Below are 17,840 nucleotides of genomic sequence, written 5' to 3' on the forward strand. Positions count from 1 at the left end.
TTCGCTGGTGCTTGACGCACATGGCCGCATTCCGGCCGTGTTGCTTTCATGGAGGAGCGGCAGCGGTCCAGTACGGAGAAATCCGCAGCCGTTTAAAATATCATTATTTTTGGGTGGTTGGGGAAAACATGACACATGCAAAGCGACTTCAATCGTTGCTGCTCGGGCTGTCTTTGACAGCGTTTGGCATCGGGCGATGGGCCACGGCGGCACCGGCTGCCAGCACCTATCCCGGCACCGGCGGTCCCGTGCCGTTCGAAATGAATCTGCAACCGCCGGCGACACAGATCGCCCATGAAATCTACGATTTGCACACCCTGATGATGATCATCTGCCTGGTGATCTTCGTGGCCGTGTTCGGCGTCATGTTCTATTCCATCTTCAAGCACCGCAAGTCCCTGGGCCACAAGCCGGCCACTTTCCACGAAAGCACCACCGTCGAGATCGCCTGGACCGTCGTGCCTTTCCTGATCGTCATCGGCATGGCCCTGCCTGCCACGCGCACCGTGGTCGGCATGAAGGACACCTCGAACGCCGACATCACCATCAAGGCCACCGGCATGCAGTGGAAATGGGGCTATGACTACCTGAAAGGCGAGGGCGAAGGCATTTCCTTCCTCTCCAACCTGGCCACGCCGCGCTCGCAAGTGGGTGCGCCAGGCGCGCCGCCGACGGAAAAACGGGGTGAAAACTACCTGATCGAAGTCGACAACGAAGTCGTCGTGCCGGTCAACAAGAAGATCCGCGTGGTACTGACGGCCAACGACGTCATCCACGCTTGGTCCGTGCCCGCCTTTGGCGTCAAGCAGGATGCGATTCCCGGCTTCGTACGCGACACCTGGTTCAAGGCCGACCATATCGGCACCTTCCGCGGCAATTGCGCCGAGCTGTGCGGCAAGGAACATGCGTTCATGCCCATCGTCGTCAAGGTCGTCTCCGCCGACGACTACAAGGCCTGGGTTGATGTAAAACAAAAGGAAATGGCCGCATTGGCTGATGATCCAAGCAAGGTGTGGACCATCGACGAATTGAAGGTCAAGGGCGAGAAAGTGTATACGGCCAACTGCGTGGTCTGCCACCAGGCGACCGGCAAGGGCGTACCGGGGGCATTTGCGCCGCTGGACGGCTCGGCCGTGGTGAACGGCCCGAAAGCTGATCAGATCCACGTCTTGCTGAACGGGCAAAAGAGCGGCAAGTATCCCGCCGAAATGCCGGCATGGAAACAGCTGTCCGACACGGAAATTGCCGCAGTGATCACTTACACGCGCAATTCCTGGTCGAACAAGGCCGCAGAGAACATCGTTCAACCAGCCGAAGTCGTGGCTGCACGCAAGTAATTAGGAGCCGCATATGAGTACGAGCACGAGCACCTTGGACCACGCCGGTCACGATCACGACCATGCCCACGACCACCCGACCGGCTACCGCCGCTGGCTGTTTGCCACCAACCACAAGGATATCGGTACGTTGTACCTGTGGTTTTCGTTCATCATGCTGCTGTCGGGCGGCGTGCTGGCCCTGATGATCCGTACGGAACTGTTTCATCCAGGCTTGCAATTCTTTCACCCGGAATTTTTTAATCAACTGACCACCATGCACGGCCTGGTGATGGTGTTTGGCGCCATCATGCCGGCCTTCGTCGGCTACGCCAACTGGATGATCCCGCTGCAAGTGGGCGCGTCCGACATGGCGTTTGCCCGCATGAACAATTTCTCGTTCTGGCTGCTGCCGCCGGCCGCGCTGCTGCTGGCCACGTCATTCCTCGTACCGGGCGGCGCCACGGCTGCCGGCTGGACCCTGTATGCGCCGCTGTCGACGCAGATGGGCCCCGGCATGGACATGGCGATTTTTGCCATGCATCTGATGGGCGCCTCGTCCATCATGGGTTCGATCAACATCATCGTCACCATCCTGAACATGCGCGCCCCCGGCATGACCCTGATGAAAATGCCGATGTTCTGCTGGACCTGGCTCATTACCGCGTATCTGTTGATCGCCGTCATGCCCGTGCTGGCCGGCGCCATCACCATGACCCTGACGGACCGCCATTTCGGCACCTCGTTCTTTAATGCGGCAGGCGGCGGCGACCCCGTCATGTACCAGCACATCTTCTGGTTCTTCGGCCATCCCGAGGTCTACATCATGATTCTGCCGGCCTTCGGCATCGTCTCGCAGATTCTGCCCGCGTTTGCCCGCAAGCCCCTGTTCGGCTATGCCTCGATGGTCTACGCTACCGCTTCCATCGCGATTCTGTCCTTCATCGTCTGGGCGCACCACATGTTTACCACCGGCATGCCGGTGACGAGCCAGCTGTTCTTCATGTACGCGACCATGCTGATCGCCGTGCCCACGGGCGTGAAAGTGTTCAACTGGATCGCCACCATGTGGAAGGGCTCGATGACGTTCGAAACGCCGATGCTGTTCTCGGTGGGCTTCATCTTCGTGTTTACCATGGGCGGCTTCACGGGCCTGATCCTGGCCGTCACGCCGATCGACATCCAGCTGCAGGATACCTATTATGTGGTGGCGCACTTCCACTACGTGCTGGTGGCCGGTTCGCTGTTCGCCCTGTTCGCCGGTTTCTACTACTGGTCGCCGAAATGGACGGGCCATATGTACAACGAGACGCGCGGCAAGATCCACTTCTGGCTGTCCCTGATCACGTTCAACGTGACCTTCTTCCCGATGCACTTCCTGGGTCTGGCCGGCATGCCGCGCCGCTACGCCGACTATCCGGCGCAGTTCACGGACTTTAATATGATCGCCTCGATCGGCGGCTTCGGTTTCGGCCTGATGCAGGTGTACTTCCTGTTCTTCGTCGTCTTGCCGACCATCCGCGGCGGCAAGGCTGCGCCGGCGAAACCATGGGAAGGCGCGGAAGGCCTGGAATGGACCGTGCCGAGCCCGGCGCCGTTCCACACGTTTGAAACGCCGCCGACCGTGAAATAAGGTATCGCGGGCCGGCGTGTTGCGCGGCCCGTCTTGAATAAAGTGCCTGCCATGACCGAAGTGAAAACTGAGCGCAAGAAACCGAACAACCTGCGTACCGGGCTGATCTTGGCCGCCCTGGCGGCCTTCTTCTTCCTGTCCGTGTTCGTCAAGCGCATGTGGCTCTGACGTGACGACGCCCCACCAACAGGAAACACGCGGCCTGAACCGCAAGATGCTGGGCAAGCTGCTCGTCATTGCCGTGCTGATGTTCGGCTTTGGCTATGCCCTGATTCCCGTCTACAAGCAGATTTGCGAAGTGATGGGCATTAACGTGCTGACGCAAAAAGATGGCACGGTGGCCTACGACAACAATACGCAGGTCGATACGACGCGCAGCATCACCGTCGAGTTCGACGGCAATGCGCAGGGCCCATGGCGCTTCCGCCCGACCGTCTCGAGCATGCAGGTGCATCCGGGCGAGCTGGTGACCGTCCTGTATGAAGTGGTCAACACGCAAAACCGCGTCGTCAACGCGCAAGCGATTCCCAGCTACGCGCCGCAGAGCGCCACGCCGCATTTCAAGAAGGTCGAGTGCTTCTGCTTCAAGCAGCAGACCTTGAAGGCCCACGAAGCGCGGCAGATGCCGGTGGTGTTCTTCCTCGATCCGGCCCTGCCGAAAGAGGTGAAGACCATCACCCTGTCGTACACGTTTTTCGAGATTGCCGGTCTGAGCCAGGCTCAGACGCCGGCCGTCCAATAGGAGAGTGTCATGGGCGAATCCAAGCAGCCGGAAAAAGCGTCGTTCCTGTATTCGCTGCGGGCCGTCGTCTGGTCGTTCACGGGACTGCGCCGCAAGAGCGATTTCGACACGGATTCGGCCAAGCTCAATCCCGTGCACATCGTCATCGCCGGTTTCCTGGTGGTGGCTTGCCTGATCGGCATCCTGATTTCAATTGTTAAATTCGTCGTTTTATAAATTATAAAAAACCACCCTATAAGTTTTTGAGGAGATGATGATGAGTTCCAACCACGCCGCCGTACCTTATTATTTCGTGCCCGGCCCGTCGCGCTGGCCCATGCTGGGCGGCGCCAGCCTGCTGCTGACCATGATCGGCGCCTCGGCCTGGGTCAACGACGTCTCCTGGGGCCCGTACGTGAATTACCTGGGCATCGCCGGCATCCTGCTGGTGCTGTATTTCTGGTTCGGCGACGCCATCAGCGAATCGGAACAGGGCCTGTACAGCGAGCGCATCGATCACTCCTTCCGCTGGAGCATGAGCTGGTTCATCTTTTCGGAAGTCATGTTCTTCGCCGCCTTCTTCGGCGCCCTGTTCTACGCGCGCAGCATCTCGATGCCATGGCTGGCCGACCTCGACCACAAGGTGATCTGGCCCGATTTCGCCGCCCACTGGGGCAATACGGGCCCGGCCGGCACGGTGCAGGAATTCACCACCATGACGCCGTTCTGGATTCCGACCATCAATACGGCCCTGCTGCTGACGTCGGGTGTCACCCTGACGATTTCCCACCACGCGCTGCGCGCCGGCCACCGCGCCATGACGGCCCTGTTCCTGTTCGCCACCATCGTGCTGGGCGCCATTTTCATGGGCTTCCAGGTCTACGAATACATGCACGCCTACAGCGAACTGAACTTGAAATTGACGTCCGGCATCTACGGCGCCACCTTCTTCATGCTGACGGGCTTCCACGGCTTCCATGTGACCCTGGGCGCCATCATGCTGTCCGTCATCCTGTACCGCGTGCTGAAAGGCCACTTCACGCCCGAGCACCACTTCGGCTTCGAAGGCGCCGCCTGGTACTGGCACTTTGTCGACGTCGTCTGGCTGGGCCTGTACGTGGTCGTGTATTGGTTATAATGGCGGGGCAGGGCGCGCGTTGTTGAGGGGCGCGCCGGCACCATAAAAAAAAGCCGTACCGGGACATCCTGGGTACGGCTTTTTTCTTAGTGTGAAGAATTTTGCTAAGCAAGCAACGTCGTTGGCAACGGGGTCAGACCCGTCGGGTCTGACCCCAGCCGTTAATGTATGCCCGTCGGCTGGATGTAACCCAGATGATGCGCCAGCAGGATCAGCAAAAACAGGGTGATCGACAAGCCCACGCGCAGGGCCAGCGCCTGCACGGTGCGGTTGCTCTTGCCCTTGTCGCGCATGAGGAAGAACAGGGCCGAGCCCAGGCTGCCCAGGATCAGGATGAAGGCGACGGCAACGAGGATTTTCATGGATGGTAGCGCCAGGCTTGAGGAGGTTTCATTGTAATGCGTATCCGCTTCCATTTTAGATGGATTCCATTTGTTGTAATGCTGCTACTGGTGGCCCTGGGTGTCTCTCTGGCGCAGTGGCAGCAGCGCCGTGCCGACGAGAAAGTCGCCCGTGCCGCCCGGCTCGAGGCCGGCAACCAGGCCGCGCCGCTGGCCTTGACGGCCGCGCCGCTGCTGCCGGCCGATGCGCAAGCGATCGAGTTTCGCCGCGTCACCGTCACGGGCCATTTCGTGCCCGCCTGGACGGTCTACCTGGACAACCGCCCCTACAAGGGCCAGGCCGGTTTCCACGTGCTCACGCCATTTCAAATAGACGGTTCCCCCATGCACGTACTGGTGGCGCAGGGCTGGTTGCCGCGCAACAATGCCGAGCGCACGCGCATTCCCGACTACGCCACGCCCACGGGTACGGTGACGATCACCGGCATCGCGCGCCTGAACGCGGGCCATGTGATGGAACTGGGCACGACGCCGGCCCTGGCGCCGCGCGCCATCGTGCAAAATGCCGATATGGACCAGCTGGCCCGGGCCAGCGGCCTGGCCCTGCAGCCCTTTATCCTCGAACAAACAGTCGACCCAGGTGATCCGCCAGCATCCGGCCAGCTTCCCGTGCGCGACTGGCCGGCGCCCGACCTGGGCGCCGACAAGCACCGCGGCTATGCTTTCCAGTGGTATGCACTGGCACTGATGGCTTTTTTATTTTTTGTCTTTACAGGATTTCGACGTGCAAACAAACAGCCCTGAAGCAACGCAAGACAACGGCAACAAGCAGCTGCAAAACACGGGACGGTGGAAACTATTGGCCGTGGTGGCCGTGTGCGCCTTTCCCATCATCGCCTCGTATTTCACGTATTACATCATCAAGCCCACGGGCCGCAACAACTACGGCGCCCTGATCGACCCGCGCTTGCACCCGATACCGGAAGCCCAGCTGCAGGTGACGGAACTGGACGGCAAGCCCGCGCCGCTGGCCCAGTTCAAGGGCAAGTGGGTGCTGCTGCAGACGGGGCCGTCCGATTGCCAGGAAGCATGCAAGAAGCAATTGTTTGACATGCAACAACTGCGTTTGATGCAGGGCAAGGAACGTGAACGCCTCGAGCGGGTGTGGCTGGTGACGGACGCTCAGCCGCTTGACACGCTCGTGATGCGGGAATTCGACGGCACCAGCATGCTGCGCGTGAATAATGACGCCTTAAAGGCGTGGCTGCCCGTGGAGCCGGGCGGCAAGACCAGCGACCACTTATATTTGATCGATCCGCTGGGCAACCTGATGATGCGCTTCCCGAAAGACGCGGACCCGAACAAGATCAAGAAAGACATCGCCAAGCTGCTCAAAGCTTCGGCGATCGGTTAAGGGGAACGCATGCCGACGATGCATCTCTCCGCGCTGGCCCAGCTGGGCTTGACGGGTCTGCTGGTGGCGCTGCTGCCTTTGAGCATGGTGTGGGTGTCCGCGGACGCCAATAAATACCGCAAGCTCGTGTGGATCGCCGTCTTCCTGACGGTCGACCTGATCATGTTCGGCGGTTTTACACGCCTGTCCGATTCCGGCCTGGGCTGCCCTGACTGGCCTGGTTGTTATGGTTCTGCCAATCCTTTCCTGGCGCACGAACATATCGTGGCGGCGGAAACCCTGATGCCGACGGGCCCCGTCACGGTAGTGAAAGCGTGGATCGAAATGACGCACCGCTACCTGGCCATGGCCATCGGCGTCTTGATCGTGGCGATGATGGTGCAGGCGTGGCGCCAGTGGAGAAAGAGCAAGCGCGAGGAATTCGCCCCCGCGCTGCCGACGGCGCTGTTCCTGTTCGTCTGCCTGCAAGGCGCGTTCGGCGCCTGGACTGTCACCTTGAAGCTGCAACCGGTGATCGTCACCATCCACTTGCTGCTGGGCATGGGCTTGCTGGCCATGCTGACGTGGCTGGGCGGGCGCCAGGATCATGCCGTCAAACCCCTGCTGCGCGCCGATGCGGACGCTGCCGTGCTGCGCCCCGTGCGCGCGCTGGCTGTCATGTCGCTCGTGCTCTTGACGGTGCAGATCGCGCTCGGTGGCTGGGTGAGCACCAACTACGCCACCCTGGCCTGCACGGATTTCCCCCTGTGCGGCGGCAAGGTGATTCCGGAGATGGATTTCGAGCATGGTTTCCACCTGTGGCGCGAACTGGGCAAGACGGCCGCCGGCCACTATTTGCCGTTTTCCGCGCTGACGGCCATCCACTGGGTGCACCGCAACTTCGCCTTCATCGTGCTGGCCGGCATCGGCTATACCGTGTGGCGGGCGTGGAAATTGCCATCCTTGCGCGGCACGGCCCGCTGGGTGGCGCTGGTGCTGGCCCTGCAGGCGGCCACGGGCCTGGCGACCATCTACCTGAGCTGGCCATTGTCGATTGCCGTGCTGCATAACGGCGGGGCGGCGCTGCTCGTGTTGTTGCTGACCATGTTAAACTACAAGGCTAAATTCCAACTCGATGTAGCGCGCAATGTTCAGCGCGCTTGCGCCGCCGCGCCAGTGCCCTCGGCACCAGCCAGTTCTTCCCGTACCGCATAAATGACTACTCAGACCATCAGCCGTAAACCATCTCCCCGCATCGCCCAGTACTGGGCGCTGACCAAGCCCCGCGTGACGCAGCTGGCCGTATTTTGCGCCGTCATCGGCATGTTCCTGGCCAGCGAGGAGTTGCCTGACTGGCATGCGGTGGTGTTCGGCACCATCGGCATCTGGCTGCTGGCCGGCGCCGCGTTTGCCGTCAATTGCCTGGCCGAGCGCGAGATCGATGCGCGCATGGCCCGCACGGCGCGCCGTCCGATGGCCATGGGCGACATCACGGTGAAACAGACGGTGGTGTTCGCGCTCGTGATCGGCGGCCTGGGCATGGCGATTTTGTATCACCTCGTCAATCCGCTGACCATGTGGCTGACCTTTGTCACGTTTGTCGGCTATGCGCTGATCTACACCATGGTGCTCAAACCCGCCACGCCGCAAAACATCGTCATCGGCGGCCTGTCCGGCGCCATGCCGCCCGCGCTGGGCTGGGCGGCCGTCGCCAACGACGTGCCGATGCAGGCGTGGCTGCTGGTCCTGATCATTTTCGTCTGGACGCCGCCGCACTTCTGGGCGCTGGCCATGTACCGGCGCGACGATTACGCGCGCTCGGGCCTGCCCATGCTGCCCGTCACGCACGGCATGCAATTCACGCAATTCCACGTGTGGCTGTACTCGATCGCGCTGGCCGCCACCACCTTGCTGCCGTACGCCGTGCGCATGAGCGGTCTGATCTACCTGGCCTCGGCCGTGCTGCTCAATGCCGGCTTCCTGTATTACGCCTGGAAGATGTACCGCCACTACACGGACTTGATCGCGCGCAAAGCGTTTACTTTTTCCATCATCTACCTGGCATTGCTGTTCGCGGCCTTGCTGGTCGATCACTACATTCCCCTCGGCACATGAAAAAATACCTGACTCTGTTGCTGGCGGCCGCGCTGGCCGTCGTCCTCGCCGGCTGCGGCAAGCCTGCCGCACCGAAGCTGGCATTCAAGAACACGGACGTGACGGGCCTGGGCTACGCGCGCGAATTCGCGCTGACGGACCACACGGGCCAGCCGCGCACCCTGGCCGACTACAAGGGCAAGCTGGTGCTGATGTTCTTCGGCTACACGCAATGCCCGGACGTCTGCCCCACGACCATGGCCGACATGGCGCAGGTGATGAAGGAAATGGGTCCGCAGGCGGACCAAGTGCAGGTGCTGTTCGTTACCGTCGACCCCGAGCGCGACACGCAGCAATTGCTGGCGCAATACGTGCCCGCCTTCGACAAGCGCTTCGTGGGCCTGTATGGCGATGCGGCCGCGACGGCCAAGGTGGCCAAGGAATTCAAGGTGTATTACGCCAAGGTCGAAGGCGAAACGGACAGCAGCTACACGGTCGACCACACGGCGGGCACCTATGTGTTCGACCGCGAAGGCAAGATCCGCGTGTTCGTGCGCCACGGCGAAAAGCCTGCCGCCATCGCGCACGATCTTAAACTTCTGCTATCCTGATCCGGTCGCGCCCCCGGGCGCCATCTTCAGGATATGCAGTACATGGATAAACGTTTCGAGCCGCACGCCCGCCTGGCAGCCATCATCTTCTTGTTGATCGGCTGCTTTTTCGTCTTGCGGCCCTTCCTGGCCGCCATGCTGTTTGCCGCTTGCGTGGGCATTTCCAGCTGGCCCCTGTACCTGCTGCTGCTCGACCGCCTGAAAGGCCGGCGCAACTGGGCGGCCGCCATCATGACCTTGTCATTGCTCCTGGTCATCGTGCTGCCGCTGGCCCTCGTCACCTACAACCTGGCCGATAACGTCTCGCGCATCTATGAACAGTTGCGTACGGCGCTGGAAACGGGCGGCCTGCATCCGCCCGCCTGGCTGGCCAGCATTCCCGTGGTGGGCGAAACCATCGCCGGCTACGTGGAGCGCCTGCTCGCCGATCGCGAGGAATTATTGAATTTGGGCAAGACGATGCTGGAGCCGGCGCGCCATTTCCTCGCTTCCGGCGGCATCCTGCTGGGCACGGGCCTGGCGCAGACCAGCCTGGCCGTGTTCGTCAGCTTCTTCCTCTACCGCGACGGCCAGCAGCTGAGCCGTGCCTTGATGACGGGCGCCGGCCGCATCATCGGCGACAGCGCGCCCGGCGTGGGTTTGACCATCAGCCGCACCGTGCGCGGCGTCATGTATGGCTTGCTGGGCACGGCGCTGGCGCAAGCGCTGGTGGCCGTGGTGGGCTTCCTGATCGCCGGCGTGCCGGCCGTCGCGCTGCTGGGCGTTGCCACCTTCATTTTTTCGCTGATCCCCGTGGGTCCGCCTCTGATCTGGGGCGGTGCCGCCATCTGGCTGTTTTCAGACGGCCAGACGGGCTGGGGCATTTTCATGCTGGTGTGGGGCGCGCTGCTGATCAGCGGCGTGGACAACGTGGTCAAACCCATGCTGATCAGCCGCGGCAGCAGCCTGCCGTTTTTGCTGGTGCTGCTGGGCGTGCTGGGCGGCGTGCTGGCCTTCGGCTTCGTCGGCATCTTTATCGGCCCGACCCTGCTGGCCGTGCTGTACAGCCTGCTGCAAACGTGGACGGTGGGCGAAACCACCGTGCCGCAGGGCAAGGATACGATTACGTTGAAGAAGTAATCAGTCGCGCAAGTCCGCATCGAGATCGCGTTCCTGCTTCGGAATCACCTTGATCAGCACGATGCGGGGCCCGTTCATCTTCTTGACGACGATGTCGAAGTCGACAAAGGTGATGCGCTGGCCCTGCTTCGGAATGTCTCCCAGCTTGACCATGATCAAGCCGCCCACCGATTCCACGTCGTCCAGCCCCAGTTCCTCGTTTTCGATATCGATGCCGAGGATGCGTTCGAGCGAGAAGATGGGCAGGCTGGCCTTGCCGATCAGGGTGCCGTCGCTTTGCTTGAGCCAGTCGTTTTCATTGCGGCGGAATTCGTCGCGGATTTCACCGACCATGGCACCGAGCAAGTTATCGAGGGTGATGAAACCCAGCGGGCGCTTGCCCTTTTCGCCGATCAGGGCGAAGTGGGGCGCGCCGTCGCGAAAGCGCCGGAACAGTTCCAGGGCCGGCGTGCGCGCGGAAATGATGTCCACGGGACGCAAAAACGGCGTGAGCGAGGTGATCGGTTTGCCCGCCTGCTGGGCAAAGAACAGATCCTTGAGGTGTACCACGCCCAACACGTCGTCTTCATTCGTGTCGAAATACGGGTAGCGGCTGAAGCGGTTGCGCAGCACCGTGTCGAGGTTTTCTTCCAAGGTGCTCGACGCGTGCAGGGCGATCACTTCATTGATCGGGCGCATCAGGTCCGATACCGTCATTTGTTCGAAATCGAGCGACTGCGCCAGGATGTTGCGCTCGTCGCGCGTAAACTTTTCGCCGGGCTGGCTGGTGCGCAGGATCAGTTTCAATTCTTCGGACGAATAGTGGGCATCGTGGCCGCCCTTGCCGGACAGGCCCGCCAGGCGCAGCACCCAGTTGGCGCTGGCGTTGAGCAGGTAGATGGCGGGATACATGGTCCAGTAAAAGCCGTACAGGGGAATCGCGCTCCACAGGCCGACGGCTTCCGGGTTGCGGATAGCCATCGATTTGGGCGCCAGTTCGCCCACGACGATATGCAGGAAGGAAATCACGCTGAAGGCGAGGACAAAGGAGATGCCGTGGATCAGCTCTTGCGAGGTGACGCCGATGGCGCCGAACAGCGGCTCGAGCAAGCCGGCAAACGCCGGTTCGCCGACCCAGCCCAGGCCCAGCGAGGCCAGCGTGATGCCCAGCTGGCAGGCGGACAGGTAGGCGTCCAGCTGGCCATGCACCTTGGCCAGGATGCGGCCCCGTAGTCCCTGTGTCTTGGCGATGGCGCGGATGCGCGTGCGCCGCAAGGTGACGATGCCAAACTCGGCGGCAACAAAAAAACCGTTCAGCGCGACCAGGAAGAGGGCGAGCAGGACTAGCAAGACATTGTGCATGGGGGCGCAAAAGATGGGCTGTTAAAACGTCATCTTAAACGACGAAGGCCGCCATAGCCTAATTTAGCCGCGCGCCCCGCCCGTGCAGGCGGGCGCGCGCGGCGGGTTTTTCGCGCTTTTCAGCCTTTGGCCGCCGTTTGCGGTCCGCCGCGCATGGCAAACACCATGACGGCCGAGACGATGGCGGGGATGGCGACGACGAGGAAGATCGTGCTGTTGGGCCAGTTCAGGCGGATCAGCTCGCCGCCGAGCACGGGGCCGATGATGGAACCGATGCGGCCCACGCCCAGGCTCCAGCCGATGCCCGTCGAGCGCAGGGTGGTCGGGTAGTAGCTGGCCGCCAAGGCGTTGACGGCTGGCTGGCCGCCCACCACGCAGAAACCGGCGATGAAGATCGTGATGAACAGGAAGGCCAGCGACACGTCGGGACGGCCGATCAGGGCAATTGCCACGGCAGCGACCAAAAAGCACGGCAGCAGGATGCGGCGGAAGCTGGAGCGGTCGATCAGCTGGCCCATGACGAGGGTGCCGATGGTGCCGCCCACTTGCAGGGCCGTGCCGGCCAGCACGGCGTTGGCCGTCGACAGGCCCGCTTCCTTGGCAATCGTCGGCAGCCAGTTGGACAGGAAATACAAGTTCAGCAAGTTCATGAAATTGATGACCCACAACAAAATCGTCATCTTCGCGCGGCCGCCCGTAAACAATTGCAGCACGGGTGCGCCCTTGTGTTCCTTTTCATGCACGACGTATTGCGTGTCGGCCGTGATGTTGACGGTGGGGTCGATGCGCTTGAGCCACTGCGCCACCTTGTCGAGCTTGCGTTTCTTGAGCACCAGGAATTGCATCGACTCGGGCAGCAGGAAGAACATCAGCACGCCGATCACCAGCGGCACCACGCCGCCCACGTAAAACACGGATTGCCAGCCGAAGGCGGGAATCAGCGCGGCGGACAATAATCCGCCCAGCACGGCGCCCAGGGTAAAGCCGCACGAGACGAGCATCATCAGGGTGACTTTCTTGCGCAGCGGACTGTATTCGCCGGCCAGCGCCATGGCGTTCGGCATCACGGCGCCCAGGCCCAGCCCGGTAATGAAGCGTATCAGCTGCAATTGCTCGATGTTTGTTGCCAGCGGCGTGACCAGCATGCACAGCGAAAAGAAGATGGTCGAGCCGATCAGCACGGGGCGGCGGCCGAACTTGTCGGCCGTGATGCTGAAGACGAGCGAACCGACCAGCATGCCCAGCAAGCCCGCGCCAAACACGGGACCCAGGTTGGCCTTGCTGACATGCCAGTCGGCAATGATGGCGGGCGCCACATAGCCCATCGCCTGCACGTCGAAGCCATCCATGATGACGCACAGCCCGCACAGGATCAGCATGCCGATCTGGAAGGAGCCGATCCTGTTGTTATTGATGAGATCGGGAATATCGATCGTCTTGCCTGCCGTGGACATGGTGATGCTCCTGTTTTTTTATGGTGATCGCGCCCTGCCGGCGAGGGAGGGGCGCGTGTTTGTCTCAGGCTTTATTACAATCGCTTTTGATTGATTATTCAAACGTTATTTTCGAATGGATTTATCAGCTTTCCTTGTGAATCTTTGGCTGGCCCTGGATGGCGGCCAGGATGACATCGAGTGCCGGGTGCATGATCTTGCGTTCGTTTGAAATGACATAAAACTGTTCGCGCAGGGATGAGGCGTCGCCGACCAGCACGGCGCCGAATTGCTCCTCGATATCGGCCGCCAGGCTGGCCGGGGCGAAGAACAGGCCCAGGCCCTTGCGGCCAAACGCGTTGAGCATGGCGTTGTCCTCGAATTCACCGACCACATCGGGCCGCACGCCTTGCTGCACCATCCATTCATCGATGCGCCCGCGCAAGGCGTTATTGCGCGCCGGCAGCAGGAATGGCGCGCCATGCAGGCTGTGCGGGAAGTTGTCGCGGTATTGTGCGGCCAGCGCGGGGATGCCGAACAGTTTCATGGCGCTTTCGCCCCACAGGTGGCTGGACACGCGCAGGCTGGCGCCGGCGGGCACGGCGCGGTCCGTCAACACCAGGTCCAGCTTGTGCAGGGCCAGGTCGGCCAGCAAGGATTCAAATTCGTCTTCCAGGCACACGAGCTTGACGGGCTGGTCCAGGCTGCGCGTGGCGTCCAGCATGCGGTAGGCCATCAGTTTCGGCAGGGAATCGGAAATGCCCACCGTCAAACGCATCTTTTCCGCGTCCGTATCGGCCAGCGCATCCTGCATCTGCTCGCCCAGCAAAAAAATCTGGTCCGCATAGCCGAGCGCCAGCCGGCCCGCTTCCGTCGGCACCAGGCGGCGTCCCTGCGGCTGCAGCAGGGAGCGGCCCAGTTCCTTTTCCAGCAGGGCCAGCTGGGTGCTGATGGTTTGCACGGCCAATCCCAGCCGTTCGGCCGCGCGCGTCACGCCGCCTTCCTTGGCGACGACCCAAAAAAAGTACAAATGGCGGTAATTGAAGCCCGTGGTTTTCATCGCGATATCCTATCTTCTGTTTTTACGAAGTAATACTTCCATTATCTTCTATTTTTAAATGTGTGACATGTCCCTATACTATGTTTCATTAAATCTAGATAACGGGGAACTATCGATGAAGCATTTCAGAGTGTCATTTCTAGTGACATTTATCTGCCTGGGCATTTCCGCCTGGTGGGGTTACACGCACGGTGGCGTGCAGACGATGCTGGCGGCGCTCGGTATCGCGGTGATCCTGGGCGTGATGGAAGTCTCGCTGTCGTTCGACAACGCGGTGGTCAATGCCTCGGTGCTGAAGAACTGGGACAAATTCTGGCAAAACCTGTTCCTGGGCGTGGGCATCATCATCGCCGTCTTCGGCATGCGTCTGCTGTTCCCGCTGGTCATCGTGGCGCAAGCGGCGGACCTGGGCTTGATGGAAGTATGGAATCTGGCACTGAGCAATCCGGAACAGTATTCGATGCACCTGACGAATCACCACGCGGAAGTGGCGGCATTCGGCGGCATTTTCCTGCTGCTGGTCTTCCTGAACTTCCTGCTGGACTCGGAAAAAGAAACGCACTGGCTGGGCCGTATTGAAGAAAAATTGGGTGCGCTGGGCAAGATCTCGTCGATTTCCGTGATGATCGCGCTCGGTACCCTGATGGCCAGCCTGTCGATGATCGAAGAAGGCCAGAAGCTGGTGGTCCTGACGGCCGGCCTGTGGGGCATCCTGACCTACGTGGGCGTCGATGTGATCAGCGGCTTGCTGGAAGGCGATAACGGCGACGGCAACATGGGCGATATCATCAAGCGCGGCGGTATTGGCGGCTTCCTGTACCTGGAAGTGCTCGACGCCTCGTTCAGCTTTGACGGCGTGATCGGCGCGTTTGCCATCACCAAGGATGTCGTGATCATCATGCTGGGCCTGGCAATCGGCGCGATGTTCGTGCGTTCGATGACGGTGTTCCTGGTGCGCAAGGGCACGCTCGACGAGTTCGTTTATCTGGAGCACGGCGCGCACTATGCGATCGGTATCCTGGCCGTGATCATGTTGGTCAGCATGAAGTTCCACATTCCCGAGATTTTCACGGGTCTGATTGGGGTGGCCTTCATTCTCGCCTCGCTGTGGTCGTCGATCCGCTACAAGCGCAGGATGGCCCTCGAAGAAGGCCGGACGGAAGCGCTGGAAGCGGTCAAGGCAGTGTAAAGAATGCGCGGCAAACGACTACACCCGTTTGTCGGCAAGTTGCAGCAAGCGTCGCCGCCGGCCTGGGGAGTCAGGCCGGTGGAGGACGCCAGGTGTTTGATCATATACAACCCACATAGGAGAAATACATCATGGCAATCAGTCTGCAAAAAGGCGGCAACGTCAACCTGAGCAAGGAAGCCCCCGGCATTTCGAAGATGATCATCGGCCTGGGCTGGGATGCCCGCGCCACCGACGGCGCCGCGTTCGACATCGACGGTTCCGTATTCCTGTTGAAGGCCGACGGCAAGGTTCGCGCCGACGTCGACATGATTTTCTATAACAACCTGAAGTCGAGCGACGGTTCCGTCACCCACTCGGGCGACAACACCACGGGCGCCGGCGATGGCGACGATGAAACCGTAGTCGTCGACCTGGCCACGGTGCCAGCCGAGATCGACAAGATCGCCGTCTGCGTGACGATTCACGATGCCGAAGCGCGCAAGCAAAACTTTGGTATGGTATCGAAAGCGTACGTGCGTTGCGTCAACGCCAACGGCAACACGGAAATCGCCCGCTTCGACCTGTCGGAAGACGGTTCGGCGGAAACGGCCATGGTCTTCGGCGAAATCTACCGCAATGGCGGCGATTGGAAATTCAAGGCCATCGGCCAGGGATATAAAGGCGGTCTGGGCCCACTCGCAGCATCGTTCGGCGTCGGCGTATAAGTTGTAAATAATCAAGGCGGTCCGCAGCGCGGGCCGCCGCCATCACCATCATCGTTGAGGAAGGAACAGTTAATGCCGGTTTTTAATGTAACAGGGGACGTCGACCCGTTTCTGCATGTGTCGCTGGCCAAGGGCGAGAAGATTTATTGCGAATCCGATGCGATGGTGATGATGGAAACCAATCTTGAGCTGAAAGGCAAGATGACCGGCGGCATAGGTGCGGCGCTGATGCGCACCTTTGCCAACGGGGAATCGTTCTTTCAGCAGCATATCGAGGCAATGCGCGGCGACGGCGACTGTCTGCTGTCGCCCACCTTGCCCGGCGCGATGCGGGTGCTCGAGGTTGGCGCCCAGCAATACATGATCAGCGACGGCGCCTTCGTGGCTGCCACGTCTGGCGTGGAATTGAAGGTGCGCACGCAAAGCCTTGGCAATGCGCTGTTTGCCCAGAGCGGTGGTTTTTTCATCACCGAGACGGCAGGCAGCGGCCAGTTGGCGGTGTCCGGTTTTGGCGCGATGTCGGAACTGGAAGTGACGCCTGGCAAGGACGTGGTGATCGACAATTCGCACGTCGTATGCTGGGACAACCGCCTGCAATACGAAATTTCCATCACGACCGGCAGCAGCGGCGGCTTTCTGGGCAATTTGATCAATAGCCAGACCAGCGGCGAAGGCATGGTGCTGAAGTTTTCAGGCACGGGAAAAATCCTCGTGTGCTCGCGCAACCGCGCGGCCTTCCTCGCCTGGACGCAAAGCAAGCCGGCGTAACTAATATTTGATGTAACCAAGCAAACAGGAGCTATGCGTATGTCTGTCAATTTGAGCAAGGGCCAGAAGATTTCTCTGGACAAAGAAGCTGGTACCACCCTGACCCGTATCACCATGGGCCTGGGCTGGGATGCGGCCAAGACCAAGGGTTTCCTCGGTTTCGGTTCGAAGACGGAAGCCGTCGACCTGGACGCCTCGTGCATCATGTTCGATGAAAACAAGGGCACGTCCGACATCGTCTGGTTCCGCCAGCTGAAAAGCAAGGACGGCAGCATTGTCCACACGGGCGACAACCGCACGGGCGCGGGCGATGGCGACGACGAACAGATCAATGTCGATCTGTCGAAGGTGCCGGCGCACGTGAAAAGCCTGGTCTTCACCGTCAACAGCTTTACTGGCCAGAACTTCTCGCAGGTGGAAAACGCCTATTGCCGCATCTTGAATGCCAGCAATAACCAGGAAGTCGCGCGTTTCAACCTGTCTGTGCAAGGTTCCCACACGGCACAGATCATGGCCAAGCTGTACCGCCATAACGGCGAATGGAAGATGCACGCCATCGGAGAAAACGGCAACGGTCGCACGTTTGACGACCTGATGCCCCAAATTTCAGTGCATCTATAAGGAGCAGTACGCAGCGGGCGGGGGACGGACCGGATACCGGCCCTTGTCCGCTGCTCTATTTTGAAGGAGAGTATGTCGTGATGCGATTGCTGATAGCCTTGCTACTTCCGTGTCTCACGTTTTTCATGCTGGGGCGCCCGCTGGCCGGTGCCGCCGCCTTGATCTTGCAGTGCACTGTGATCGGCTGGGCGCCGGCGGCCCTGTGGGCCCTGTACACGGTGAACCAGCATAAAACGGAGCAGGAACTGGAAGGTGCGTTAAGCCGCAGCTACATGCGCAGGCGTAGTCGCTTGATTTAAGGTCGATTGATCTAAATCAACCGGGCGCCAGGAATCCTTGCGCTAAAGCCCGTACG

Annotated in this window: 21 protein-coding genes; 17 read left to right on the plus strand and 4 right to left on the minus strand. The window is 60.7% G+C overall.

All coding sequences use genetic code 11. The features are described 5' to 3' along the window. Positions 1 to 128: 128 nt before the first annotated feature. From coxB to D9M09_RS02265, 6 genes are read left to right on the plus strand one after another with little or no spacing between them, the layout of a single operon-like run. Positions 129 to 1,337, plus strand: coding sequence for a cytochrome c oxidase subunit II (gene coxB, locus D9M09_RS02245; RefSeq protein WP_070222560.1), 1,209 nt, complete (start codon positions 129 to 131; stop codon positions 1,335 to 1,337). A 13-nt stretch (positions 1,338 to 1,350) separates the two neighbouring features. Continuing rightward, positions 1,351 to 2,949, plus strand: a complete 1,599-nt coding sequence (gene ctaD, locus D9M09_RS02250) for a cytochrome c oxidase subunit I (RefSeq protein WP_034749009.1) — start codon at positions 1,351 to 1,353, stop codon at positions 2,947 to 2,949. Positions 2,950 to 3,000: 51 nt separating this feature from the next. Further along, positions 3,001 to 3,117: a cytochrome oxidase small assembly protein gene (locus D9M09_RS29545; protein ID WP_217494223.1), complete on the plus strand. Its 117-nt coding sequence runs from the start codon at positions 3,001 to 3,003 to the stop codon at positions 3,115 to 3,117. Between the two features lies 1 nt (position 3,118). Beyond that, the gene (locus D9M09_RS02255; protein WP_071650232.1) at positions 3,119 to 3,691 is read left to right on the plus strand and encodes a cytochrome c oxidase assembly protein; all 573 of its coding nucleotides are present in this window, start codon (positions 3,119 to 3,121) and stop codon (positions 3,689 to 3,691) included. A 9-nt stretch (positions 3,692 to 3,700) separates the two neighbouring features. Next, the gene (locus D9M09_RS02260; RefSeq protein WP_034749002.1) at positions 3,701 to 3,907 is read left to right on the plus strand and encodes a DUF2970 domain-containing protein; all 207 of its coding nucleotides are present in this window, start codon (positions 3,701 to 3,703) and stop codon (positions 3,905 to 3,907) included. Positions 3,908 to 3,947: 40 nt separating this feature from the next. Next, the gene (locus D9M09_RS02265; RefSeq protein ID WP_070222559.1) at positions 3,948 to 4,808 is read left to right on the plus strand and encodes a cytochrome c oxidase subunit 3; all 861 of its coding nucleotides are present in this window, start codon (positions 3,948 to 3,950) and stop codon (positions 4,806 to 4,808) included. Between the two features lie 161 nt (positions 4,809 to 4,969). Here the strand turns inward: D9M09_RS02265 and D9M09_RS02270 are convergent, their stop codons facing one another. Next, positions 4,970 to 5,170: a twin transmembrane helix small protein gene (locus tag D9M09_RS02270; RefSeq protein ID WP_121668485.1), complete on the minus strand. Its 201-nt coding sequence runs from the start codon at positions 5,168 to 5,170 to the stop codon at positions 4,970 to 4,972. 36 nt (positions 5,171 to 5,206) lie between these two features. Between D9M09_RS02270 and D9M09_RS02275 the strand changes: the two genes are divergently transcribed. Genes D9M09_RS02275 through D9M09_RS02300 form a run of 6 tightly spaced genes read left to right on the plus strand, consistent with a single transcriptional unit; the run spans position 5,207 to position 10,366 of the window. After that, a complete protein-coding gene (locus D9M09_RS02275) occupies positions 5,207 to 5,953 on the plus strand; it encodes an SURF1 family protein (protein ID WP_121668486.1) in 747 nt (248 codons plus the stop codon). After that, positions 5,934 to 6,563, plus strand: a complete 630-nt coding sequence (locus D9M09_RS02280) for an SCO family protein (protein WP_121668487.1) — start codon at positions 5,934 to 5,936, stop codon at positions 6,561 to 6,563. Before D9M09_RS02275 ends, D9M09_RS02280 begins: the two co-directional genes overlap by 20 nt. An 18-nt stretch (positions 6,564 to 6,581) precedes the next feature. After that, the gene (locus D9M09_RS02285; protein WP_121668488.1) at positions 6,582 to 7,757 is read left to right on the plus strand and encodes a COX15/CtaA family protein; all 1,176 of its coding nucleotides are present in this window, start codon (positions 6,582 to 6,584) and stop codon (positions 7,755 to 7,757) included. After that, positions 7,758 to 8,657 carry a heme o synthase gene (gene cyoE / locus D9M09_RS02290; RefSeq protein ID WP_070290106.1) on the plus strand — a complete coding sequence of 300 codons (900 nt, stop codon included), beginning with the start codon at positions 7,758 to 7,760 and terminating at the stop codon, positions 8,655 to 8,657. Further along, positions 8,654 to 9,247, plus strand: coding sequence for an SCO family protein (locus tag D9M09_RS02295; RefSeq protein ID WP_121668489.1), 594 nt, complete (start codon positions 8,654 to 8,656; stop codon positions 9,245 to 9,247). The genes cyoE and D9M09_RS02295 overlap by 4 nt, the downstream gene beginning before the upstream one ends. Before the next feature lie 42 nt (positions 9,248 to 9,289). Continuing rightward, positions 9,290 to 10,366: an AI-2E family transporter gene (locus D9M09_RS02300; RefSeq protein WP_070222553.1), complete on the plus strand. Its 1,077-nt coding sequence runs from the start codon at positions 9,290 to 9,292 to the stop codon at positions 10,364 to 10,366. Here the strand turns inward: D9M09_RS02300 and D9M09_RS02305 are convergent, their stop codons facing one another. The 3 genes from D9M09_RS02305 to nhaR form a co-directional block, all read right to left on the minus strand. Further along, complete coding sequence (locus D9M09_RS02305) at positions 10,367 to 11,707, minus strand: hemolysin family protein (protein WP_070222551.1); 1,341 nt, start codon at positions 11,705 to 11,707, stop codon at positions 10,367 to 10,369. Between the two features lie 119 nt (positions 11,708 to 11,826). Continuing rightward, positions 11,827 to 13,161 (minus strand): MFS transporter, encoded by a 1,335-nt coding sequence (locus D9M09_RS02310; protein ID WP_121668490.1) that lies wholly within the window; start codon positions 13,159 to 13,161, stop codon positions 11,827 to 11,829. A 124-nt stretch (positions 13,162 to 13,285) separates the two neighbouring features. Further along, positions 13,286 to 14,200 carry a transcriptional activator NhaR gene (nhaR, locus tag D9M09_RS02315; RefSeq protein WP_070222547.1) on the minus strand — a complete coding sequence of 305 codons (915 nt, stop codon included), beginning with the start codon at positions 14,198 to 14,200 and terminating at the stop codon, positions 13,286 to 13,288. 115 nt (positions 14,201 to 14,315) lie between these two features. Between nhaR and D9M09_RS02320 the strand changes: the two genes are divergently transcribed. From D9M09_RS02320 to D9M09_RS02340, 5 genes are all read left to right on the plus strand, one after another. Further along, positions 14,316 to 15,389, plus strand: coding sequence for a DUF475 domain-containing protein (locus tag D9M09_RS02320; RefSeq protein ID WP_099409825.1), 1,074 nt, complete (start codon positions 14,316 to 14,318; stop codon positions 15,387 to 15,389). A gap of 131 nt (positions 15,390 to 15,520) precedes the next feature. Continuing rightward, a complete protein-coding gene (locus D9M09_RS02325) occupies positions 15,521 to 16,096 on the plus strand; it encodes a TerD family protein (protein WP_070222543.1) in 576 nt (191 codons plus the stop codon). 72 nt (positions 16,097 to 16,168) lie between these two features. Continuing rightward, entirely contained in the window at positions 16,169 to 16,864 is a 696-nt protein-coding gene (locus tag D9M09_RS02330) for a TIGR00266 family protein (protein WP_070222541.1), read from the plus strand. A gap of 39 nt (positions 16,865 to 16,903) precedes the next feature. Next, positions 16,904 to 17,485: a TerD family protein gene (locus tag D9M09_RS02335; protein WP_070222539.1), complete on the plus strand. Its 582-nt coding sequence runs from the start codon at positions 16,904 to 16,906 to the stop codon at positions 17,483 to 17,485. Between the two features lie 80 nt (positions 17,486 to 17,565). After that, the gene (locus D9M09_RS02340) at positions 17,566 to 17,784 is read left to right on the plus strand and encodes a hypothetical protein (protein WP_034784905.1); all 219 of its coding nucleotides are present in this window, start codon (positions 17,566 to 17,568) and stop codon (positions 17,782 to 17,784) included. Positions 17,785 to 17,840: the final 56 nt, after the last annotated feature.

Source organism: Janthinobacterium agaricidamnosum (assembly GCF_003667705.1).
In the GTDB taxonomy this organism is placed as follows: domain Bacteria; phylum Pseudomonadota; class Gammaproteobacteria; order Burkholderiales; family Burkholderiaceae_D; genus Janthinobacterium.